This is a genomic window from Streptomyces sodiiphilus (assembly GCF_039529215.1).
Classification (GTDB): Bacteria; Actinomycetota; Actinomycetes; order Streptomycetales; family Streptomycetaceae; genus Streptomyces; species Streptomyces sodiiphilus.
This window is the reverse complement of the sequence record NZ_BAAAMJ010000054.1, coordinates 14,203-34,964: the sequence shown is the minus strand read 5'-3', so window position 1 is coordinate 34,964 and position 20,762 is coordinate 14,203. Positions and strand designations below refer to the sequence as shown.

Annotated in this window: 21 protein-coding genes; 2 read left to right on the top strand and 19 right to left on the bottom strand. The window is 71.9% G+C overall.

Annotation, left to right across the window (positions count from 1 at the left end; genetic code table 11):
- Positions 1–117: 117 nt before the first annotated feature.
- From ung to ABD299_RS20605, 5 genes are all read right to left on the bottom strand, one after another.
- Positions 118–798, bottom strand: coding sequence for a uracil-DNA glycosylase (gene ung / locus ABD299_RS20625; RefSeq protein ID WP_344264884.1), 681 nt, complete (start codon positions 796–798; stop codon positions 118–120).
- A 196-nt stretch (positions 799–994) separates the two neighbouring features.
- Positions 995–1,759 carry an SDR family oxidoreductase gene (locus tag ABD299_RS20620; protein WP_344264775.1) on the bottom strand — a complete coding sequence of 255 codons (765 nt, stop codon included), beginning with the start codon at positions 1,757–1,759 and terminating at the stop codon, positions 995–997.
- Between the two features lie 15 nt (positions 1,760–1,774).
- On the bottom strand, positions 1,775–2,536 hold the full coding sequence (fabG, locus tag ABD299_RS20615) for a 3-oxoacyl-ACP reductase FabG (RefSeq protein WP_344264771.1): 762 nt from the start codon (positions 2,534–2,536) through the stop codon (positions 1,775–1,777).
- A gap of 120 nt (positions 2,537–2,656) precedes the next feature.
- The gene (locus ABD299_RS20610; protein WP_344264769.1) at positions 2,657–3,070 is read right to left on the bottom strand and encodes a DUF3037 domain-containing protein; all 414 of its coding nucleotides are present in this window, start codon (positions 3,068–3,070) and stop codon (positions 2,657–2,659) included.
- Positions 3,067–3,894 (bottom strand): HipA family kinase, encoded by an 828-nt coding sequence (locus tag ABD299_RS20605; protein ID WP_344264767.1) that lies wholly within the window; start codon positions 3,892–3,894, stop codon positions 3,067–3,069. The genes ABD299_RS20610 and ABD299_RS20605 overlap by 4 nt, the downstream gene beginning before the upstream one ends.
- A gap of 113 nt (positions 3,895–4,007) precedes the next feature.
- Between ABD299_RS20605 and ABD299_RS20600 the strand changes: the two genes are divergently transcribed.
- On the top strand, positions 4,008–4,448 hold the full coding sequence (locus ABD299_RS20600) for a Rieske (2Fe-2S) protein (RefSeq protein WP_344264765.1): 441 nt from the start codon (positions 4,008–4,010) through the stop codon (positions 4,446–4,448).
- Between the two features lie 10 nt (positions 4,449–4,458).
- Here the strand turns inward: ABD299_RS20600 and ABD299_RS20595 are convergent, their stop codons facing one another.
- From ABD299_RS20595 to ABD299_RS20580, 4 genes are read right to left on the bottom strand one after another with little or no spacing between them, the layout of a single operon-like run.
- Complete coding sequence (locus ABD299_RS20595; protein WP_344264762.1) at positions 4,459–5,181, bottom strand: helical backbone metal receptor; 723 nt, start codon at positions 5,179–5,181, stop codon at positions 4,459–4,461.
- A complete protein-coding gene (locus ABD299_RS20590; RefSeq protein WP_344264759.1) occupies positions 5,181–6,257 on the bottom strand; it encodes an ABC transporter ATP-binding protein in 1,077 nt (358 codons plus the stop codon). The genes ABD299_RS20595 and ABD299_RS20590 overlap by 1 nt, the downstream gene beginning before the upstream one ends.
- The gene (locus ABD299_RS20585; RefSeq protein WP_344264756.1) at positions 6,254–7,915 is read right to left on the bottom strand and encodes an ABC transporter permease; all 1,662 of its coding nucleotides are present in this window, start codon (positions 7,913–7,915) and stop codon (positions 6,254–6,256) included. The genes ABD299_RS20590 and ABD299_RS20585 overlap by 4 nt, the downstream gene beginning before the upstream one ends.
- Before the next feature lie 8 nt (positions 7,916–7,923).
- Positions 7,924–9,024 carry an iron ABC transporter substrate-binding protein gene (locus ABD299_RS20580; RefSeq protein ID WP_344264753.1) on the bottom strand — a complete coding sequence of 367 codons (1,101 nt, stop codon included), beginning with the start codon at positions 9,022–9,024 and terminating at the stop codon, positions 7,924–7,926.
- Between the two features lie 178 nt (positions 9,025–9,202).
- On the opposite strand from ABD299_RS20580, the gene ABD299_RS20575 reads away from it, so the two are divergent.
- A complete protein-coding gene (locus ABD299_RS20575) occupies positions 9,203–10,111 on the top strand; it encodes a 5'-3' exonuclease (RefSeq protein ID WP_344264882.1) in 909 nt (302 codons plus the stop codon).
- 26 nt (positions 10,112–10,137) lie between these two features.
- On the opposite strand, the gene ABD299_RS20570 is transcribed toward ABD299_RS20575, so the two are convergent.
- The 10 genes from ABD299_RS20570 to pafA form a co-directional block, all read right to left on the bottom strand.
- Positions 10,138–12,972: a DEAD/DEAH box helicase gene (locus ABD299_RS20570; protein WP_344264750.1), complete on the bottom strand. Its 2,835-nt coding sequence runs from the start codon at positions 12,970–12,972 to the stop codon at positions 10,138–10,140.
- Between the two features lie 92 nt (positions 12,973–13,064).
- On the bottom strand, positions 13,065–13,967 hold the full coding sequence (locus ABD299_RS20565; protein WP_344264747.1) for a diacylglycerol kinase: 903 nt from the start codon (positions 13,965–13,967) through the stop codon (positions 13,065–13,067).
- Between the two features lie 17 nt (positions 13,968–13,984).
- A complete protein-coding gene (gene tatC, locus ABD299_RS20560) occupies positions 13,985–14,920 on the bottom strand; it encodes a twin-arginine translocase subunit TatC (RefSeq protein WP_344264744.1) in 936 nt (311 codons plus the stop codon).
- 56 nt (positions 14,921–14,976) lie between these two features.
- Positions 14,977–15,258 (bottom strand): Sec-independent protein translocase subunit TatA, encoded by a 282-nt coding sequence (gene tatA, locus ABD299_RS20555; RefSeq protein ID WP_344264741.1) that lies wholly within the window; start codon positions 15,256–15,258, stop codon positions 14,977–14,979.
- Positions 15,259–15,397: 139 nt separating this feature from the next.
- Positions 15,398–15,622, bottom strand: a complete 225-nt coding sequence (locus ABD299_RS20550) for a hypothetical protein (RefSeq protein ID WP_344264738.1) — start codon at positions 15,620–15,622, stop codon at positions 15,398–15,400.
- A gap of 35 nt (positions 15,623–15,657) precedes the next feature.
- Positions 15,658–16,620: a helix-turn-helix transcriptional regulator gene (locus tag ABD299_RS20545; RefSeq protein WP_344264735.1), complete on the bottom strand. Its 963-nt coding sequence runs from the start codon at positions 16,618–16,620 to the stop codon at positions 15,658–15,660.
- A gap of 15 nt (positions 16,621–16,635) precedes the next feature.
- Positions 16,636–17,583 (bottom strand): helix-turn-helix transcriptional regulator, encoded by a 948-nt coding sequence (locus tag ABD299_RS20540; protein ID WP_344264732.1) that lies wholly within the window; start codon positions 17,581–17,583, stop codon positions 16,636–16,638.
- A 145-nt stretch (positions 17,584–17,728) separates the two neighbouring features.
- A complete protein-coding gene (locus ABD299_RS20535) occupies positions 17,729–18,100 on the bottom strand; it encodes an FKBP-type peptidyl-prolyl cis-trans isomerase (RefSeq protein WP_344264729.1) in 372 nt (123 codons plus the stop codon).
- 76 nt (positions 18,101–18,176) lie between these two features.
- Positions 18,177–19,178, bottom strand: coding sequence for an FKBP-type peptidyl-prolyl cis-trans isomerase (locus ABD299_RS20530; protein WP_344264726.1), 1,002 nt, complete (start codon positions 19,176–19,178; stop codon positions 18,177–18,179).
- A 219-nt stretch (positions 19,179–19,397) separates the two neighbouring features.
- Positions 19,398–20,759 (bottom strand): Pup--protein ligase, encoded by a 1,362-nt coding sequence (pafA, locus tag ABD299_RS20525; RefSeq protein ID WP_344264723.1) that lies wholly within the window; start codon positions 20,757–20,759, stop codon positions 19,398–19,400.
- Positions 20,760–20,762: the final 3 nt, after the last annotated feature.

The window sequence follows — 20,762 nt, the reverse complement described above, 5'->3', positions numbered from 1 at the left end:
TTGGGGACCGGGCGGGCGGTCAGGCTCACGCTAACCGCCCCGGTCCCGGACCGGTGCCGCCGCCGCGCGGCCGTCGCTCGTCTTGGCCCGAACGCCGCAGGGCCGGCACCCTCCCGGTCACGAACCGGCGGCTCCCAGGTCCGGAATACGCCAGTCGACGGGGGTGTGTCCCTGGGCCGCGAGGGCCGCGTCGATCGCGGAGAAGGGACGGGAACCGAGAAACTTCTTCGCCGAGAGCGGGGAGGGATGGGCGCCTTGCACCACCGTGTGGCGCGCCGTGTCGATCAGCGGCAGCTTCTTCTTGGCGTAGTTGCCCCACAGCACGAAGACGCACGGGTCCGGCCGGCCGGACACGGCGCGGATCACGGCGTCGGTGAACCTCTCCCAGCCCTTGCGCTGATGCGAGCCGGCCTGCCCTTCGCGCACCGTCAGGACGGCGTTGAGAAGCAGCACGCCCTGTTCCGCCCAGGGCATGAGGTAGCCGTTGTCCGGTACCGGATGGCCGAGGTCGGCCTGCAGCTCCTTGTAGATGTTGCGCAGGGACGGGGGAACCCGCACCCCGGGGCGCACCGAGAAACACAGGCCGTGACCCTGGCCAGGGCCGTGGTACGGGTCCTGCCCGAGGACGAGGACCTTCACCCGGTCGTAGGGAGTGGCATCAAGAGCCGCGAAGACCTCCTCGCGCGGCGGGTACACCGGCCCCCGGGCGCGCTCCTCCTCGACGAACTCGACGAGCTCCTTGAAGTAGGGCTCGTCCAGTTCTCCGCCGAGAACCTCCCGCCAGGACTCGGGCAGCATGTCGTGCACGTCGGCAACCTCCGGTGCGTGGATCGGTTTCAACGCACGCGAACCTACCGTCCGGCTCGGACACTTCCCTCCCGGGCCGTGCCGGGGCCGGCTCGGGAGGGGCCGCTGCCACGGGTCCCGGTCCCTCCTCTCCCGCGGCGAAGGAGGAGAGGAGGGGAAGGAGCCGGTGTCCGGTTCCGCCGGAGCGTCAGACTCCGGAGTTGAGGAACTTGCCGCCGTCCACCACCAGGGTCTGGCCGGTGATCCACCCGGAGTCCCCGGAGGTGAGGAAGGCGACCGCCCCGCCGATGTCCTCCGGTGTCCCGAGCCTGGCCATCGGGTAGGCGGCAGCAGCCTCCTCCTCACGGCCCTCGTAGAGCGCGGCGGCGAACCGGGTCTTGATCACCGCCGGGGCGATGGCATTGACCCGCACAGCCGGCGCGAACTCGTGGGCGAGCTGCTGGGTGAGATTGATCATCGCGGCCTTGCTGACGCCGTAGGCGCCGATGAACGGGGATGCCGAAAGGCCCGCGACCGAGGCGATGTTGACGATCGCACCGCCGTTAGCCTTCTGCCAGGCCGCCCAGGTGCGCTGGGCGAAGGCCAGCGCGGAGACGACATTGGTCTCGAAGACCTTGCGGGCCACGTCCAGGTCGAGTTCCGCGATGGGGCCGAACACCGGGTTGGTGCCCGCGTTGTTGATCAGGTAGTCCACCCGCCCGTAGGCGTCCATGACCTTCTCGACGGCCTCCGCCTGGTGCGCCGGGTCGTGCGCCTTTCCGGCGACGCCCATGGCGCGGTCGGCGCCGAGCGAGCCGACGGCCTCGCGCAGGGAGTCCTCGCTTCGCCCGGTGATGCACACCCGGTCACCGCGGGCGATGAGCGCCTCGGCGATCCCGTAGCCGATGCCCCGGCTGCCCCCGGTGATGAGGGCGACCCTCCCGCTGTCCTGCCGCTGTCCCTGCTCTGCCATGTCAGTGCGCCTTTCTCAGTTGAGCGGGCCGCCGGCCACGTACAGCACCTGGCCGGAGACGAAGCCGGCGGCCTCGCCGGCGAAGAAGGCGACGGCGTTGGCGATGTCCTCGGGCCTGCCGACCCGCTGGACGGGGATCTGGGAGGCGGCCGCCTGCTGGAACTCCTCGAAGCCCATCCCCACGCGGGCGGCGGTCTGCGCGGTCATGTCGGTGACGATGAAGCCGGGCGCCACGGCGTTGGCGGTGATCCCGAACTTGCCGAGCTCCTTGGCCAGCGTCTTGGTGAAGCCCTGCAGACCCGCCTTGGCAGCGGCGTAGTTGGCCTGGCCCCGGTTCCCGAGGGCAGAGCTGGAGGACAGGTTGACGATGCGCCCGAAACCGGCGTCGACCATGTGCGCCTGGCACGCCCTGGACATCAGGAAGGAGCCGCGCAGGTGCACGTTCATGACGGTGTCCCAGTCGGAGTCACTCATCTTGAACAGCAGGTTGTCCCGCAGCACACCCGCGTTGTTGACCAGGACGGTCGGCGCGCCGAGTTCACCGGCGATCCGGGCCACTGCCGTATTCACCTGCGCGCTGTCGGAAACGTCGCAGCCGACGGCGAGGGCCTTGCCCCCCGCCCCGGTGATCGTGTCGACCGTCTCCTGGCAGGCGGCCTCGTCGAGATCGACGACGGCGACGGCCAGCCCTTCCTCGGCGAGACGGACGGCGGTGGCGGCTCCGATGCCCCGGGCCGCGCCCGTGACAATGGCGACGCGCTGGTCGGTGGTGGACATTCTTGGTTCTCCTCGCCCTCGAGTGATGAGCAACCGCTTAGTACCTACGGCAGAGGTGACGCTAGAAGCCCGGACACCCGCTGTCAACGCCGACCGCCCCCGGGGTGGCGCAGGGCACGTTCAGCCGACCAGGCGATCGAACAGCCGATCGATCTCGGACCGCGGGTCGGTGGTCAGTCCGGTGTGCACGGGGCCCGGCTGCACCACCGTGCTCCGCGGGGCCACCAGCCAGCGGAACCGGCGCCCCGGCTCGTCCTCCGCGGCCCGTCCCGCCGCGGCACCGCCCCGGCAGACGGCTTCTGCCGCCTTCAGGGCGGCGCGCACCGCCTCCGCGTCGGCCTCCGGATCCAGCGCCCGCAGCCGGCCGGTGTCCAGGCGGGTGCGGGCAGCCACGAAGGACAACGGCCGGCAGTAGAGGACCACGCCGGCGTTCAGGCACTCCCCCCGTTCGATCCGCGGGACGACGCGCAGCAGGGCGTACTCGTAGACGGTTCCCGTGCCGCTCCCGGCAACCCGGTGGGCCTCCGCGCTCATTTCCCGGCCCTCCGGCCGCCGCGGCCGCCCGTGAGCCAGTCGGGCGGCTCAGGAGGCCGCTGCGGCTTCGGCGGCCCGAGCCTGATGCGCTCGTGCACCGTGCCCGCCCGTTCGGCGAGGATCCTCCCGTAGGCCCGGCGCACCTCGTCGGAACCGGCGAAGCCGGGCTCCTCGGCCAGCCACTCGTCCGGCACCTCCGCGGCGACCTCCGCCAGCAGATCCTGGGTCACCCGCGGCGCCAGCTCCGCGGCCGCCCGCGCGATGTCCGGGGCGAACGGCGCGAGCGCATGGTCCGAGGCGTCGTAAGGACGGGCAGCCGAGGCCGCCGCGCCGGGCCAGTGATGGTGCCACACGACGGCGGCTCCATGGTCGATCAGCCACAGGTCCTGGTGCCAGACCAGCATGTTGGGGTTCCGCCAGGAGCGGTCCACGTTGTTCACCAGAGCATCGAACCAGACCACCCGCCCCGCCTCGGCCGAGGTGACCGGATGGGCCAGCGGGTCGAAGCCCAGGGAGCCGGGCAGGAAGTCCATACCGAGGTTCGCACCGCCGCTGGCCTTCAGCAGCGCCTGCACCTCCTGGTCGGGCTCCGCGAGGCCGATCACCGGGTCGAGCCACAGGACGGCCAGCTCCGGTACCCGCAGGCCCAGGCGCCGGGCCAGCCCGCCGCAGATCACCTCCGCGACCAGCGACTTGCGCCCCTGCCCGGCCCCGGTGAACTTCATGACGTAGGTGCCCAGATCGCCGGCCTCCACCAGGCCGGGCAGTGACCCGCCCTCGCGCAGGGGGGTGATGTAGCGGGTGGCGACCGTTTCCCGAAGCATCGGCCCAGCCTAGAGGCCGGATGCCCGGCCTGCCGGAACGGGGCTTCCCCGCCGTCGGGAGGTGGTAGGAGTAGGGCAGCGACCCGGACGGCAACGAACCCTGGAGGAGCGGCATGAGCACGGCACCCCGGACATCCGGCCCGGCTTCCCGGCGCAGCGTGGTGACGGCCATGGGCGCTCTGGGCCTGACCGGTGCCCTCGTCGCCTGCGGGGAGGGGAACGGCAACGGGGGCGAGGAGGGCGAGGCCACCCCCGAGGCCCCCGGGAACGACGTGCTGACGACGGTTTCCGAGGTGCCGGAGGGCGGAGGGATCATTCTCGAGGAGCACAAGGTGGTAGTCACCCAGCCGGAGCCGGGAGACTTCCGGGCCTTCTCCGCCGTGTGCACGCACCGCGGCTGCCTGGTCTCCGACGTCAGCGGTGGGACCATCAACTGTGCCTGCCACGGCAGCAGCTTCGCGATCGAGGACGGCAGCGTGACCGGCGGGCCGGCGACCTCCCCGCTGCCCGAGGAGGCGCTGACCGTGGAGGGGGACGAGCTGCGGCTGGGCTGAGGTCCCGCCGTCAGCGAGCCGCGGCGAGCGCGTCGGCCAGCACGGCGGGGGCCCGCACCAGGGAAGGGCCGTACCAGGTGAGGTACCGGCCGCTGACCAGCGCGCAGGGCAGGTCGCCGAACGCCTCCGGTCCGTCGTCCGCGGAGAAGGCGTACGGCTCGTCCGGCAGCACCACGAGATCCGCGCGGCCTGGCCGGTTCAGTTCGGCGAGCGGCAGGCGCGGGTAGCGTTCGGGATGCCCGGCCCAGGCGTTGCGCACGCCCAGCCGGTGCAGCAGATCGCCGGCGAAGGTGTCGCTGCCCAGCACCATCCATGGCCGCCGCCACACGGGCACCACGGCAGTCGCCCAGCAGGAATCCGTGCCGAGGTCCCGCCAGGCGGCCTCCGCGTCGTCCAGCCAGCCGGGCCGGGGCAATCCGCAGCCGGCCACCAGGACCCGTTCCAGTTCCGCGAGGGCCTGCGGCAGGCTGCGCACCTCGGTGACCAGGACCCGGATACCGGCGTCGCGGAGTGCCGCGATGTCGGACGGCCGGTTCTCCTCCTCGTTGGCGAGGACGAGATCCGGTTCCAGCCCGGTGATGGCCTCCAGGTCGGGGTTCTTGGTTCCGCGCACCCGGGTGACGTACAGACCGGCCGGCTCGCTGCACCAGTCGGTGGCGCCCACCAGCATTCCGGGGGCGCTGACCGCGACGGCCTCGCTGAGCGAGGGCACCAGCGACACCACCTTGGGCATCAGGCCTTCTCCAGCAGCGGGGCGGCCTCCGTCGCCGGGTGCAGAACCGCTTGGCCGGTGATGGCCAGCCCGGTCTCCTGGCCGGGCCGCACGGCCACCGGGCCGGGGTGACGCACATCGACGGTGCGGTCCAGCCCGGCCACGGCCACCGAGACCACCGCGTCGTGGCCGTAGAAGCAGACGTCGGCGACCGTGCCGCGCAGCGGCGCCCCCGCCGGGTCACGCAGCACGAACTGTTCGGGGCGCAGCACCACGGTTCCACTGCCCCGTCCGGAGCCGGCCATCAGGGGGATGCTGCCCAGGGCGGTGCGTGCGGCGGTGCCCTCGGCGCTGCCGGGCAGCAGCACCGCGTCCCCGACGAAGCCGGCCACCCAGGGATCCGCGGGGTGCTCGTACACCTCCTGCGGGGTGCCGGTCTGGGCGACCTGCCCGTCGCGGAGCACCGCGACCCGGTCTGCCGCCGAAAGGGCCTCCTGCTGGTCGTGGGTGACCAGCACGGCGGTCGCTCCGGTGGCTTTCAGGGCAGCCCGGACGTCCGCGCGCAGCCCGGTCCGCAGGGCGCTGTCCAGGGCGTTGAACGGCTCGTCCAGCAGGACCAGAGCGGGCCTGGGTGCGAGGGCGCGGGCCAGCGAGACCCTCTGCTGCTGGCCGCCGGAGAGCTCGTGCGGCATGCGGCTGCCGAAGCCCGCGAGTCCGACGAGTTCCAGCATCTCCTCCACCCGCGCGCGGCGCCGGAGCCGGGCCGCGCCGGCCAGACCGGTCAGGCCGAACGCGACGTTGCGGGCGACACTCAGGTGGGGGAACAGCGCCCCCTCCTGGGCCACGATCCCGATGGCCCGCCGCTCGGGGGGCAGGTGGACGCCCGGGCCGGTGACCGTGCGTCCGCCCACCTCGACGCTGCCGCTGTCGGGGCGCAGGAAGCCGGCGACGATCCGCAGCAGGGTCGTCTTGCCGCAGCCGGAGGGGCCCAGGACCGCGGTGAGTTCGCCGGCGGGGACGTGCAGGTCCAGACCTCGCAGGACCGGGGCCCCCCGGCCGTAGGACGCGGTCAGTCCGCTGATGTGCAGGTCGGTCATGAGCGGTGCCTCCCGAGGAGGTAGGAGGGAACGGCGGCGATGAGGATCAGCGCCAGTGCGTAGGGGGCGGCGGCCGCGTAGGCGCCCACGTCGGTCTGCGTCCACAACCGGGTGGCGAGCGTGTCCATTCCGGTGGGCCGCAGCAGGAGGGTGGCGGGCAGTTCTTTCATGATCACCACGAAGGTCAGCGCCGTCCCGGCGGCCACTCCCGGGGCCGCCAGGGGCAGAGTGACCTCGCGCAGGGTCGCAAGCGGTCCGCGGCCCAGGGAGCGGGCCATGTCCTCCAGTTCGGGCGGTGCCTGCAGAACGGCGGCACGCACGGCGGTGACCGCCAGAGGCAGGAACAGCACCGCGTAGGCGGCGATCAGCAGCGGCCACTGCTGATAGAGCGGGTACGCGTAGCGCACGGACAGGAAGACCAGGGCGAGGGCGACGGTGATGCCCGGCAGGGCGTGGCCGGCGTAGGAGGCCTGCTCCAGCACGTGTGCGGTGCGGCCGCGGTACCGGGCCGCGATGACGCCCACCGGAAGGGCCAGGAGCATGGTGAGGGCGGCTCCCGCCGCGGCCAGCATCACCGTGGTCCGGGCGGTGCCGAGGAGTTCGGCCGGCTGCCAGGCGGCGGAGCTCCCGGTGGCCAGCCAGTACCCCAGGGTGCCGACCGGGAAGGCGACGGCGACGGCGGCGACCAGGCCGCACCAGAGCGTCGCCGGCCACCGCAGGCGGCCCAGCGGCAGGCGGGCCGCGGGCCGGGCGGTGCCGCGGCCCGTGCGGGCGTGCCGGGCACGGCCGCGGGTCCGGCGCTCGGCGACGACCAGCAGCACGGTGATGAGGACGAGCACGCAGCTGAGGGCGGCGGCCGGGGTCCGGTCGAAGCTGGCACGGTAGGAGAGGTGGATGGCCCGGGTGAAGGTGTCGTAGCGCATCAGCGACACGGCCCCGAAATCGGAGATGACGTAGAGCGCGACGAGCAGTCCGCCGCCCGCCGCCGCGGGCCGCAGCTGCGGCAGGGTCACCCGCCAGAAGGTGCCCAGGGCGCTGTGTCCCAGGGCCCGCGCCGACTCCTCCTGCGCCGGGTCGATGCCGCGCAGCACGGCGGCCACGGGGAGGTAGACATAGGGGAAGCAGGCCAGGCTCAGCGCGATGGCCGCGCCGGTGAAACCGGCCAGCGACGGAAAGGCGGAGAGCCAGCTGAACGCCATGACGTAGCTGGGGACGGCCAGGGGAAGGGTGGCGAGCACCGCCCACAGGCGCGGGGCCGGCAGCGCGGTGCGCTCGGTGAGCCAGGCCAGCGAGATGCCGAGGACGACGCTGGCCACGACGACGGTGGCCGTCAGGTTCAGGCTGCGCAGCAGGAGCTCGGCGGTGCGGTCGGCGAGGACGATGTCCCGGGCCCGGGCGGGGCCGTGCTCCAGTGCCCGGACCACGAGATAGACCAGGGGCAGCAGGGCGAAGACGGCGGTGACGGCGGCGGGCACCGCGAGCACGGCGGGCACGTTCCCCGGCCGTCGGCGCCACCGCGGGCGGTGCGCCGGCGGGGCAGCGGGTACCTCCGTCACGGCACGCCGCCGCCCGGGCGACGCCTGTGCGTCGTCCGGGCGGCCGGCGGAGCCGTCACGGGCGGCCGGTGCCTCCTGGAGAGGCTTGCCCGAGGTACTCATGATTCCTATCAGACCATTCCGGTTTCCTGCAGCAGTGCCAGGGTCTCCTGCAGGGAGTCCAGGTCCGTCAGGTCGATCTCGGGGATCTCCAGGGACTCCAGCGAGGGAAGGTCCTCCACCGGGCTGGCCACCCCGGCGGCCAGCGGGTACTCCTTGGTCTCCTCGGCGAAGTAGAGCTGGGCCTCCTCGGCCAGGAGGAAGTCGACGGCGCGCAGCGCGGCCTCGGACTGGCCACCGTGCGCGGTGATGCCGACACCGGCGACATTGACCAGCGAGCCCGGGTCCCCGCCGGGGAGGAAGTGCAGGCGGGAGGTGACCGCGTCCTCGTTCTCGGCGAGCTTCTGGTACCAGTAGTAGTGGTTGATCAGGCCCAGCTCGATCTCACCCTTGTCCGTGGCGTCGAGAATGGCCGTGTTCTTGTCGTACTGCTGCGCGTTGTTGGCCTGAAGGTCCGTCAGCCACTCACGGGTGGTGTCGTCGCCCTCCAGCACGCGCATGCCGGTGACGAACGCCTGGAAGGAGGCATTGGTCGGTGCGTAGCCGACCTTGTCCTTCCAGCGCGGCTCGGTCAGGTCGTGGACGCTCTGGGGCAGTTCGTCCTCGGCGACCTGCTCGGGGTCGTAGACCACCACGCGGGCACGGCCGGAGACGCCCACCCAGTCGTCGCCGGCGGACCGGAAGGCCGGGTCGACCCCCTCCAGCGTCCCGGCCGGAAGCTCCTCCAGGAGCCCTTCCTTGGACAGCGCGCCGAGAGCGCCGGCGTCCTGGGAGAGGAAGAGGCCGGCCTTGGTCCGCTCGCCTTCCTCCAGGATCTGCGCGGCCAGTTCCGCGCTGTCCCCGTAGCGGACGCTGACCTCCACGCCCGCGGCCTCCTCCAGCCGGTCCAGGATCGGCTGGATCAGTTCCTCGTTGCGTCCGGAGTAGATGACCAGCTCCTCGGCGGAGGCGTCCTGGTTCCCCTTGCCCGTCTCCGGTCCCTGGTCGTCGCTGCCGCAGGCCACGAGGGCGGGGAGCAGCAGGGCGGCGCCGGCGACCGCCGCCAGGAGGCTGCGCGCCGGGCTCCGGCGGTTGCCCCGGCCGGAGAGGGAGGTCGGGAGGGCGGGTGACATGAGCGGGCCTTTCTCACGGTGCCCACGGTCCCGGCCGAGCCGGAACCAGGGGCGGTACAGGGTGGACGCTCCAGGAGCAGCACCATGATTAAGGTAAACCTTACCTAAGCGTCAAGCCGGTGTGGGTCCGGGAGACCAAGCTCACGTGCGGCATGATCTCTGCATGACCCGACGTCTGATGCTCCTGGACACCGCCTCGCTGTACTTCCGCGCCTACTACGGCGTCCCGGAGTCGGTCCGCGCACCGGACGGCGCCCCGGTCAACGCGGTGCGCGGGCTGCTGGACTTCATCGCCCGGCTCGTCCAGGACCACCGCCCCGACGATCTCGTCGCCTGCATGGACGCGGACTGGCGGCCGCACTGGCGGGTCGGGCTGATCCCCTCCTACAAGGCCCACCGGGTGGCGCAGGAGACCGCGACCGGCCCGGACACCGAGGAAGTTCCCGACACTCTGACGCCCCAGGTGCCGGTGATCGAGGAGGTACTCGACGCGCTCGGGATCACCCGGCTGGGAGCGCCCGGCTACGAGGCGGACGACGTGATCGGCACCCTGGCTGTGCGGGCTCCCGGTCCGGTGGACATCGTCACCGGCGACCGCGACCTCTTCCAGCTGATCGACGACGCCCGCGCTGTGCGGGTGCTGTACCCGGTCAAGGGCATGGGAACGCTGGCAGCCTTCGACTCCGCGGCGCTGCGCGACAAGTACGGGGTGGACGGTGCCGGCTACGCCGATCTCGCCGTGCTGCGCGGCGACCCGAGCGACGGACTGCCGGGGGTGCCCGGCATCGGGGAGAAGACCGCGGCCCGGCTGCTGGCCGAGTACGGGGACCTGGCAGGGGTCCTGGCCGCCGCCGAGGACCCGTTCTCCGGGCTCACCCCGGTCCGCCGCAGGCGGCTCGCCGAGGCCGGGCCGTATCTGGCGGTGGCCCCACGGGTGGTGCGGGTCGCTGTGGACGTGCCCCTGCCGGAGCACGACCCGGCCCTGCCCGCGGCACCGCGCGACCCCGGGGCGCTGGCCGAGCTGGCGGACCGGTGGGGGCTGGGCGGCTCGCTCCAGCGGCTGCTGGCCGTGCTGGCCGGCCGGTAGCGCCCGGCGCGCGCCCGGTCACCCGGTCAGCCGACGGAGCTGTAGGCGACCACACCGCGCAGCATGGCGTCCACCGCCTTGCGGGCCGTGGGCCGGACCGTGCTGCCCTCGGGTGCCGCGGCGGCCAGCTGACCGAGCACGTCGATGACCTGCTTGCACCAGCGGACGAAGTCCCCCGCGGGCATGTCGGTGGCCCGCAGCACCGTGTCGAGTCCCTGCCCCTGCGCCCAGTGGTAGGCGAGCAGGGCGAAGCCCAGGTCCGGCTCACGCTGCCCCACACCCGGCGTCTGGTCGATGCGGTGCTGCTCCTCCAAGGCGTCCAGCCGGCCCCAGATCCGCACCATGTCACCGAGCGCGTCCTTGGCCCTGCCACTGGGCACCTCCGGCGGCAGGCCCTCCTCGGTGGACCGGGACTCGTAGACCAGCGCCGAGGCACACGCGGCGAGCTGGGCGGGACCGAGGCCCTCCCAGACTCCCTCCCGCAAGCACTCGCCCGCCAGCAGATCCAGCTCGCCGTAGAGGCGGGCCAGCCGGCGGCCGTCCTCGGTGACCTCGTCCCCACGCAGATAGTGAAGATCCGACAGCAGGGCGTACACCCTGTCGAACGTGCGCGCCACGGTATTGGTCCGGCCCTCGATCCGGCGCTCCAGCTGCCGGGTGTCCCGCTTGAGCCGGTGATAGCGCTCCGCCCAGCGGGCGTGGTCCTCCCGCTCGTCGCAGCCGTGGCAGGGATGAGCCCTGATCGCGGCACGCAGCCGCGCGATCTCGGTGTCGTCGGCCGCCTCCGCTCGCCCCCTGCGGTGCCTGCGGGGCTCGTGATGGCCGGCCTTGGTGCGCAGCGAGGAGGCCAGATCCCGGCGGGACTGAGGACTGCGGGGGTTGAAGGACTTCGGGATGCGCATCCGGTCCAGGGGCTCGACCGGCACCGGGAAGTCCATCGAGGCCAGCCGCTTGACCTGGCGCTGCGCGGTGAGCACCAGGGGCCGGGGGCCGTCGTGGTGCTCGTGCCCCCGGTGGCCGGGACTGCGGCCGGCGCTCGCCCCGGGGTCCAGCACGAGGGCCAGCCCCGCGTACTTCCCGGTGGGCACATGGATGATGTCGCCGGGGCGCAGCTGCTCCAGCGCGGCCGCGGCCGCGACCCTGCGCTGGGCCACGCCCTGGCGCGCCAGGTCGTTCTCCCGGTCCTTCAGCTGCCGGCGCAGCGCGGCGTACTCGTCGAAGTCGCCCAGGTGGCAGGTCATGGAGGCGCGGTAGCCCGCGAGGCCGTCCTCGTTGCGCTGCACCTGGCGGGCGATCCCGACCACCGAGCGGTCGGCCTGGAACTGGGCGAAGGAGGTCTCCAGCAGCTCCCGCGAGCGGTGCCGCCCGAACTGCGCGACGAGGTTGACCGCCATGTTGTACGAGGGCTTGAAGGAGGAACGCAGCGGGTAGGTCCGGGTGCCGGCGAGGCCGGCCAGCGCGGCCGGGTCCATGCCGCGCTGCCACAGCACCACCGCGTGGCCCTCGACATCGATGCCGCGCCGCCCCGCCCGGCCGGTGAGCTGGGTGAACTCCCCCGGGGTGATGTCGGCGTGCTGCTCACCGTTCCACTTGACGAGCTTCTCCAGCACGACGGAACGGGCCGGCATGTTGATGCCCAGGGCGAGGGTCTCGGTGGCGAAGACCGCCTTGACCAGGCCCTTGACGAACAGCTCCTCCACGACCTCCTTGAAGGTCGGGAGCATCCCCGCGTGGTGGGCCGCTATGCCCCGCTCCAGGGCCTCCAGCCAGCCGAAGTAGCCCAGGACGTGGAGGTCCTCGTTCCGGAGCACGGAGGTCCGTGCGGTCACGACCTCGCGTACCCTGGCCCGCTCCTCGGCGTCGTTCAGCCGCAGTCCGGCGGCCAGGCACTGCTGGACCGCGGCGTCGCAGCCGGCCCGGCTGAAGATGAAGGTGATCGCGGGAAGCAGCCCCTGGGAGTCCAGCCGCTCGATGACCTCGGGCCGGCTGGGCGTCCAGATCCGGCTGCGCTGGCGCTTCTCCCGCTCCCGGTCGGCCGCGCGCCGCCGGTCCCGGCCGTTGCGGTACCGCTCCCGGGCGCCGGTCACGCGGCTGTTCTCCATGCGGGCCATCCGCATCAGGTCGGGGTTGACCTCGCGTCTGGTCCGCGGGCCGCCGGGGCCGTCGACCGTCTTCTCCTCGAAGAGGTCGTACATCCGGCGGCCGGCCAGCACGTGCTGCCACAGCGGCACCGGCCGGTGCTCGGAGACGATGACCCGGGTGTCACCGCGCACGGTGTCCAGCCAGTCGCCGAATTCCTCGGCGTTGGAGACGGTCGCGGAGAGTGAGATCAGGGCCACGGACTCGGGGAGGTGGATGATGACCTCTTCCCAGACGGCACCGCGGAAGCGGTCCGAAAGATAGTGGACCTCGTCCATCACCACGTAGCCGAGCCCGATGAGGGCCCGGGAGCCCGCGTAGAGCATGTTGCGGAGGACCTCGGTGGTCATCACGATCACCGGTGCCTCGGAGTTGACCGAGTTGTCGCCGGTCAGCAGGCCCACGCGCTCCACGCCGTACCGCTTGACCAGGTCGTTGTACTTCTGGTTCGACAGGGCCTTGATGGGTGTCGTGTAGAAGCACTTGCGTCCCTGGCTCAGCGCCAGGTGGACGGCGAACTCGCCCACGATGGTCTTGCCCGACCCGGTGGGCGCCGCCACCAGGACGCCCTCCCCGGCCTCCAGGGCCTGGCACGCCTCGACCTGGAAGCCGTCCAGCTCGAAGTCGTACATCTCACGGAACGGGGCAAGAGCGGTGGCCTGCTCGGCGGCGCGTTTCCGGGCGGCCCGGTAGCGCTCGGCAGGAGACATGTGCTCGGTCATCGTGTGATCGAGCCTACCGGCCGGGGCGGACAGAGCGCCTCCCCGAACGGCGGGCCACAGGCGTCCGCGCGTCTTCCGGACGCAGGGGGCCGTCAGTGGTCACCGGCGGTCACGAGCAGCCGCACCGCACCGGGGACACAGCGGGCGGTGAGCGGCAGCGGGCCCACCGGCTCGCCGTCCGCGTAGCCGGTCACGTCCTCCGCCTCCAGGGACACCCGGGCGGCCCGGTGCACGGTGACCGCCGGGTGGTCCACGTGCGAGCCCCGGTAGACCTTCGGGAACACGCGCAGCAGCGTCGTGCGGCTGCAGGGCCCCACCACGGTGATGTCGAACAGGCCGTCGTCGAGCCGGGCCCCGGGACACATCCGCATGCCACCGCCGTAGCAGGGGCCGTTGCCCACGGCCACCAGCGTGGCCTGCGTCTCCAGACACGGGCCGCCGTCCAGTCCGATCCGGTAGCCGATCGGGCGCAGCGCGGCCAGCTCCGCGAGCATCGCCGCGTCGTAGCGCAGCCTGCCGCGGGGCCAGTGCATCCGGTTGCCCCGGTCGTTGACCCGCGAGTCGAAGCCGGAGGCGAGCACCCCGGCGAACCACCTGTCGCCGATTCTGCCCAGGTCGATGCTCCGGACATGGCCGGCCTTCAGGGCCGCTGCGATCGTCCTCCCGGCCTCTCCGGGGTCGCCCAGTGGCAGACCGCAGGACCGGGCGATGTCGTTGCCGGTGCCGGCCGCGACAATGCCGAGCGGGACGTCCCGGCCCGCGACCGCCTGGAGGGCCAGCGAGACCATGCCGTCCCCGCCGACCGCGATCAGCGCCCCGGTGCCCCCGGCGACCGCGGCACGGGCCCGCTCCAGCGCGTCGGGCGCGTCACGGCCGACGACGCTGCGGACGGTGAAGCCGGCGTCCCGAAGGGCCCGCGCGGCGGGCCCGGCGGCTCCCGCACCACGGCCGCGGCCGGACCCGGGGTTGACGAACAGGGTGATCTCGCTTGTCACGCGCGGACCCTACCCGGTCAGGTCGCGTCGTCGTAACCGTTGCGCCGGGGCGGACCGTCGTCGTCGGCGGACGGAGTGACCCCGCCCGTGGGTCCGATGGCCGAAGGCGTGAGGTCGAGATCGGAGGCCTCGTCGTCGCTCAGGCTCGCGTCGGGGTCGTTGCGCCGCCGCCGGAAGTCGTTCACCAGGGAGATGCCGGTGGCCACGAAGTACAGCGCGGTGATCGGCACGGCCAGCGCGACCATCGACATCGGGTCGGTCGGGGTGACCATCGCGGAGAAGACGGCGATGCCGACGACCATGCCTCGCCACCAGCCCAGCATCCGTTTGCCGGAGACCACTCCGCCGAAGTTCAGCAGGACCAGGATCAGCGGAAGCTCGAAGGCGAAACCGAAGGCGATGGCCATCCGGACGGTGATGTCGAGGATGTTGTCGACGGATACCAGGTTCTCGGCGTCGTCCGCGGTGAAACTGAGCAGCACCGGGATCGCCCGGGGCAGCAGCCAGTAGGCGAAGTAGGCGCCGGTGAGGAACAGCGGGGCGCCGACCGCGACGACGGCCCGGGTGTACTTCTTCTCGTTCCGGTGCAGCCCAGGTGCCATGAAGGCCCACGCCTGGTGCAGCCACACCGGTGAGGCGATGACCAGCCCGGCGAGCAGCGAGACCTTGATGTAGGTGGTGAACGGCGAGGTGAGGCCGTCCATCGTGAGCCGGGCACAACTGCCGCCGGTCGGGCTCACGTCCTCGTGCTGGAGGCACTTCGGAAGCGGCTCGGTGAGGAAGTTCATGATGCTCTTGGCGAAGAACAGCGCGACGACCGTGACGACCACGATGGCCAGAACGGCCACCGCCAGCCTGTTGCGCAGTTCACGCAAGTGCTCCGCGAGCGGCATCCGCCCCTCGGGGTCCTTGTCCTTCTTCGTCCGGGCGGACTTGAGCACCCCACGTCCCATCTCGTGCGGCGGACGGCACGCGCCGGCCGCCTGTGTCTACGGCAGCGGTGGGCCGGTCAGCCCTGGGTGGTGCCCCGAGGCTCCTCGACAGGCCGGGCGCTGGTCACGTCTCCGGGAGCGGCCTGGATGGTGCGCGGAGCCGGAGGCGTCTCGGAGCTCTCCGCCTTGCCGTTGTCGGTCTTGGATTCGCCGTCGCTCTTCATGGCCGCGGTCTCACTCTTGAGGATGCGCAGCGACTTGCCCAGCGCCCTCGCGGTGTCCGGCAGACGCTTGGCACCGAAGACGAGAATGATGATGGCGAGGATGAGAACGATCTGCCACGGTCCGATCTGGCCCATAATTTCCGTCTACTCTCTCATCCGGTACTGGATGGACTGGCTTGGTGTGCCGGACACAGGCGATGGGGATTCGTCCCGCACTTCGGCAATCCTAACGCCAGGGGGTGAACCCAAGGCAATGCCCGGGCGTAGCACATCCTCAGCCGTGTGTCCGTCCGGTGGCCTCCCGGTGCAGCGCGTGGCCGCGGGCCGCCAGCGGGCCGGCGGCCCGCTCCAGGTTGTCGCAGGCCCGGCCGACCTGCTCGGCACTGTCCGCCACGGCCCGGGAGAAGCGGCGCACCTCCAGGCCGACCCGTACCGCCAGGACACCGAGCACGGCCACCCCGCAGAAGGCGAGAGCCAGATGAAGCATGGGCCACCACATGCCGCGAGCTTAGCCGAGACCGCGGAGGATCTGACTCACTCGTCGTAGGCGGCCAGCGCGGCGCGAGCCGCCTCGCGCGCGCTTTCCGCCAGCTCCGGGGGGAAGACGATGCGGCCGTCGCCGCCCAGGCGCAGTGCCAGCCGGCGCAGCGTCGCCGGGTCCGGCGTGCGCAGCGTCACGCGCAGCCCTCCGCCGGGAAGCTCCTCGGCCGTGTCGTGGGGGTAGTACTCGGCCACCCAGCGGCCGCCGGGCTCCACCTCGATGATCACTTCCGGATCGGCGGGGGCGGGCTGCACCAGGCCGGCGCTCAGATCCCGGGGCTCCAGAGGAGGCGGATCGGAGGGGGTGTCCAGCAGTTCGATGCGGGCGACCCGGTCCAGCCGGAAGGTGCGGCGCGCCTCCGACCTGCGGCACCACGCCTCCACATAGGTGTGGCCCACGGCGAAGAGCCGGATGGGGTCGATCTCGCGGTCGGTGAGCTCGTCCCGGCCCGGGGAGTAGTAGCGGATCCGCAGCCGGCGGCGTTCGGCGATCGCGCGGTCGACGTCGGCGAAGACGCCTCCCTCGGACTCGAAGGTCACCGACAGCCGCGAACTGGCCCGGGCGTTCTCCCCGGCGGCGGCTTCCAGTTTCGCGGTGGCCCTCAGCAGGGCGTTCCGGTCGCCCTCCCGGAGGCCGGGCAGGGTCGCCACCGCGCGGGCGGCGACCAGCAGGGCCGTCGCCTCGTCCGCGGCCAGCCGCAGCGGCTGGCCGGCCTCGGAGGCGACCGCCTCGGCGTTGTACCACCAGATGTGCTCGCCGTCGGTGTCGATGTCGAGCAGGTCACCGCCCCGGAAGCTGGTGCCGCACATGGGCAGCACGCTGAGGTCGGAGATCAGCTCGTCCTCGGTGATCCCGAACGCCCGCGCGACCTCGTCGACCCGGGCTCCGGGCCGCTCGCGCAGATAGGTCACGAGGGACAGCAGGCGCCTGGTCCGGTCGATGGCATTGGTCGCCATGTCTGTGTGTCTCCTTCAGCCCTTGGCGACCGCGCGCAGGCGGTCCACGACGTCCGCCCGCAGTTCGGCGGGTTCCAGTACGACCACGTCGGGACCGAACTCCGCCAGCCAGGCACCGAGTCCGTGACCGTAGGGGATCTCCAGTTCGTCCCAGCTCTCGTCGTGCCCCCGGACGACCGTGGCCCGGGCCCGCAGCGGATAGCCCGCCCCGGTCCGCAGCCGGATGCGCGCCTGGGAGGTGGGGTTCTCCCCCGCCCACTCGGCGACGGCCTCCCGCACGGCGACCTGGTCGGGGACCTCGGAGGTGAAGGTACCGGAGCGGGAACGGACCGGGCCGGTGATCCGGGAGAGCCGGAAGACCCGCCGGTCCTGCCGCTCCCGGTCCCAGCCCGCCAGGTACCAGTGGCCCCGCCAGCACTCCAGCGCCCAGGGCTCCACCTGGCGGGTGTGGGCCTGGGCGGCGTTGGACCTGCGGTACGCGAAGGTGACCGGCCGCCGGTCACGGCAGGCGATCATCAGCGGTTCGAAGGCGGCCTCCCCGGTGGGAATCCGCGGCTCGAGGGCGCTGATCTCCGTCTCGGACGCCAGGGGCATCCCGGCCGCGCGCAGCTTCTGAAGGGCTCCGCTGGCGGCGCCGGCCAGCCGGGCCTGCTGCCAGACCTTCGCCGCGAGCCCCAGAGCGGCCGCCTCCTCGGCGTCCAGCGTGACGGGGGGCAGCCGATTGCTGTCCCGCCGGGCCACGTAGCCCGTGTCACCGTCCACGCTTTCCACGGTCTCGATGACCATGCCGAGCTCCCGCAGGTCGTCCTTGTCCCGCTCGAACATGCGGTTGAAGGAATCCTCGGTTCCGGCCTCGATGTACGCCTCGATGGACGTCCGCAGTTCCCGCTTGCTCAGCGGGCGGCCGGTGCCGAGCAGGCACAGGGCCAGGTTCATCAGCCGCTCGGCCTTGGCAATGGCCATCGACGCGCCGCCTTCTCTCGTTCAGCTCTCGACGACCGACCGTACCGCCCCGCACACCTGGAGCAAAGTCGCGGGCCCGCCCCTGTGGAGGGGCGGGCCCGCGGAGGACCGATTGCCGGGCTCCGCGAGTGGGAGCCCGGGCCGGTCAGGCCGAGACGAGGTCGCAGACGAAGATCAGCGTCTCGCCGGGCTTGATGGCGTTCCCCGCACCTCGGTCTCCGTACGCCAGGTGCGGCGGGATGACCAGCTGGCGCCGGCCCCCGACCCGCATGCCCTGCACGCCCTGGTCCCAGCCCTGGATGACCTGGCCGGCGCCCAGCTGGAAGCGCAGCGGGGTGCCGCGGTTCCAGCTCGCGTCGAACTCCTCACCGGTGCTGAAGGATACTCCGACGTAGTGCACGGAGACCTGGGCTCCCGCTTCGGCCACCGGACCGTCGCCCTCCCACAGGTCCTTGACCTCCAGCTCGGTGGGCGGCTCCCCGCCGGGGAAGTCGACCTCGGGCTTGTCGATGCTCACGAAATGGCTCCTAGAACGAAGATCTGGGACAACCGGTCCAGTCTGCCAGGCGGAGTGCCTCAGAAGCGGAAGGGGCTCAGATCGCCTCGAGGATGTCGATGACGAACACCAGCGTGCTCTCCCCCAGCTCGTGGTCCGGTGCGGCACCGTAGGCCATGTCGGGGGGAATCACCAACAGGACCCGGGATCCCACGTTCTTGCCGACCAGCGCCTCGTCCCAGCCCTCGATAACCTGGCCCATCCCGATGCCGAACATCGCGGCCTCGTCGCGGTCCCAGGACGAGTCGAACTTCTCGCCGTCCTCCCAGCTGACACCCGTGTACTGGGCGATCAGGTTCTGGCCCGCCTTGACCTCCGGCCCGTCGCCCTCGATCAGCACCTGCTCCCGGAGTTCCTCGGGGGCGTCCTCGCCCTCGGGGATCGTGATGGACGCGGGCTCGGTGCCCTCGGCCTCCACCGTCGGCATGCCCTCCTCCGGGGACGCCTGCTCACCCTCGGCGGTGCCCTGGGCGTCGATGACGGTCACGATGTCGAAGACCCACAGGATGCCGGTGTCCTCGCCGAGCCCGAGCTGGGCGGCGGTGCCGCCGAGCAGTTCCTCCGCGGGCCCTTCGATGACGACCCTGCTGCCCTCTTTCTGGCCGACGAGGAGATCGATGCTCTCCTGGGGCAGCTGAGCCGTCGGCCCCACCTGGGTGGCCAGATAGGCCGGGGAAGGCTCTTCAGCCTCCTCCTCGGTGTCCTCGGCGGCGTCCTCCGCGTCCTCCGCGTCCTCCGAGCCCTCCTCCCCGGAGTCCTCGGCGGTGTCCTCGCCGTCCTCCCCCGAGGTGTCCTCGTCCTCCTGTCCGGTCTCCGCCGGCGGCTCCTCCACGCGCCAGGAGTTGACCAGCTCGGGGTCTTCCTCCTCGTCGTCTCCCAAGGTCCGGGCCAGGACGCCCAGCCGCAGGAAGTCGCCCTCGGCGACCTCCGGGCCCTCTCCCTGCTCCAGCACCTCGACGATCACCTCGTCACCGATGCCGGCGTCCTCCTCGACCTCGATCCGGGGCTCTTCCCCGAACGCGCCCGACACGGTGGCCACCGGCTCCGACCCACCGGAGTCTTGGGAGTCGCCGCAGGCGGTAACCGAGAAAAGGAAAGCGGGTACGATCAGCGCCGCCGAGATGCGGCGCGCTCTGTGGGTGGAGATCATCAGTCCAACTCGCGTAGGGGGACGGTCGGGGCAGGACCCGCGGACCTGCCCACCCTACGGCTTCGGCGCCCGAACGCCAGGGCCCGGACCACACCGGGTGGCGTCCCGTCACATGCCCGCGATCAGCTTCTCCACCCGCTCGTCCACGGAACGGAAGGGGTCCTTGCACAGGACCGTCCGCTGCGCCTGGTCGTTCAGCTTCAGATGTACCCAGTCGACGGTGAAGTCCCGTCGCTGTTCCTGTGCCCGGCGGATGAAGTCGCCCCGGAGCCGGGCGCGGGTGGTCTGCGGGGGGACCGACTTGCCCTGGAAGATCTTCAGGTCGTTGCAGACCCGCTGGGCCTGCCCCTTGCGCTCCAGGAGGTAGTACAGGCCGCGGCGGCGGTGGATGTCGTGGTAGGCAAGGTCTATCTGGGCCACCCTCGGGTGGGACATGGTCATGTTGTGCTTGGCCCGGTACCGCTCGATCAGCTGGTACTTCATCACCCAGTCGATCTCGGTGTTGATCTTGTCCAGCTCCTGGTTGCGGATCGACTCCAGGGCCCGGCCCCACAGCTCCAGGACCCGCTCGGTGAGGCCGGTGCGCATGCCTCTCCGCTCACAGAAGTCCAGCGCCTTGTCGAAGTACTCCTGCTGCACCTCCAGCGCGGACGCCTCACGGCCGGTCGCGAGCCGGACCTTGCGCTGCCCGGTGATGTCGTGGCTGACCTCACGGATGGCCCGGATCGGATTCTCCAGGGTGAGGTCGCGCATCACCGTCCCGGCCTCGATCATGCGCAGCACGAGATCGGTGGCACCGACCTTGAGCAGCATGGTGGTCTCGGACATGTTCGAGTCGCCCACAATGACGTGCAGGCGACGGTACCGCTCGGCGTCGGCGTGCGGCTCGTCCCGGGTGTTGATGATGGGGCGGGACCGCGTGGTGGCCGAGCTCACCCCCTCCCAGATGTGCTCGGCACGCTGGCTGACGCAGAAGACGGCACCGCGCGGGGTCTGCAGGACCTTGCCCGCTCCGCAGATGAGCTGGCGGGTGACCAGGAAGGGAATGAGGACGTCCGCCAGCCGGGAGAACTCCCCGTGCCGGGCGACGAGGTAGTTCTCGTGGCAGCCGTAAGAGTTGCCGGCCGAGTCGGTGTTGTTCTTGAACAGGTAGACATCACCCGCGATGCCCTCTTCGTGCAGGCGGCGCTCGGCGTCGACCAGCAGCCCTTCCAGGATGCGCTCACCCGCCTTGTCGTGCGTGATCAGCTCGATGACATCGTCGCACTCCGGCGTGGCGTACTCCGGATGCGAACCGACATCCAGGTACAGCCGGGCGCCATTGCGCAGGAACACGTTGCTGCTGCGGCCCCATGACACGACCCGGCGAAACAGGTAGCGCGCCACCTCGTCCGGCGACAGCCGGCGCTGCCCCCGGAACGTGCAGGTGACGCCGTACTCGTTCTCGAGCCCGAAGATTCGGCGGTCCATGAG

Bases quoted from the DNA above. Each gene is read 5' to 3' on its own strand.
- ung (WP_344264884.1), bottom strand. From the start codon at position 798: ATGCTGCCCGAGTCCTGGCGGGAGGTTCTCGGCGGAGAACTGGACGAG.
- ABD299_RS20620 (WP_344264775.1), bottom strand. From the start codon at position 1,759: ATGGCAGAGCAGGGACAGCGGCAGGACAGCGGGAGGGTCGCCCTCATC.
- fabG (WP_344264771.1), bottom strand. From the start codon at position 2,536: ATGTCCACCACCGACCAGCGCGTCGCCATTGTCACGGGCGCGGCCCGG.
- ABD299_RS20610 (WP_344264769.1), bottom strand. From the start codon at position 3,070: ATGAGCGCGGAGGCCCACCGGGTTGCCGGGAGCGGCACGGGAACCGTC.
- ABD299_RS20605 (WP_344264767.1), bottom strand. From the start codon at position 3,894: ATGCTTCGGGAAACGGTCGCCACCCGCTACATCACCCCCCTGCGCGAG.
- ABD299_RS20600 (WP_344264765.1), top strand. From the start codon at position 4,008: ATGAGCACGGCACCCCGGACATCCGGCCCGGCTTCCCGGCGCAGCGTG.
- ABD299_RS20595 (WP_344264762.1), bottom strand. From the start codon at position 5,181: ATGCCCAAGGTGGTGTCGCTGGTGCCCTCGCTCAGCGAGGCCGTCGCG.
- ABD299_RS20590 (WP_344264759.1), bottom strand. From the start codon at position 6,257: ATGACCGACCTGCACATCAGCGGACTGACCGCGTCCTACGGCCGGGGG.
- ABD299_RS20585 (WP_344264756.1), bottom strand. From the start codon at position 7,915: ATGAGTACCTCGGGCAAGCCTCTCCAGGAGGCACCGGCCGCCCGTGAC.
- ABD299_RS20580 (WP_344264753.1), bottom strand. From the start codon at position 9,024: ATGTCACCCGCCCTCCCGACCTCCCTCTCCGGCCGGGGCAACCGCCGG.
- ABD299_RS20575 (WP_344264882.1), top strand. From the start codon at position 9,203: ATGCTCCTGGACACCGCCTCGCTGTACTTCCGCGCCTACTACGGCGTC.
- ABD299_RS20570 (WP_344264750.1), bottom strand. From the start codon at position 12,972: ATGACCGAGCACATGTCTCCTGCCGAGCGCTACCGGGCCGCCCGGAAA.
- tatC (WP_344264744.1), bottom strand. From the start codon at position 14,920: ATGGGACGTGGGGTGCTCAAGTCCGCCCGGACGAAGAAGGACAAGGAC.
- tatA (WP_344264741.1), bottom strand. From the start codon at position 15,258: ATGGGCCAGATCGGACCGTGGCAGATCGTTCTCATCCTCGCCATCATC.
- ABD299_RS20550 (WP_344264738.1), bottom strand. From the start codon at position 15,622: ATGTGGTGGCCCATGCTTCATCTGGCTCTCGCCTTCTGCGGGGTGGCC.
- ABD299_RS20545 (WP_344264735.1), bottom strand. From the start codon at position 16,620: ATGGCGACCAATGCCATCGACCGGACCAGGCGCCTGCTGTCCCTCGTG.
- ABD299_RS20540 (WP_344264732.1), bottom strand. From the start codon at position 17,583: ATGGCCATTGCCAAGGCCGAGCGGCTGATGAACCTGGCCCTGTGCCTG.
- pafA (WP_344264723.1), bottom strand. From the start codon at position 20,759: ATGGACCGCCGAATCTTCGGGCTCGAGAACGAGTACGGCGTCACCTGC.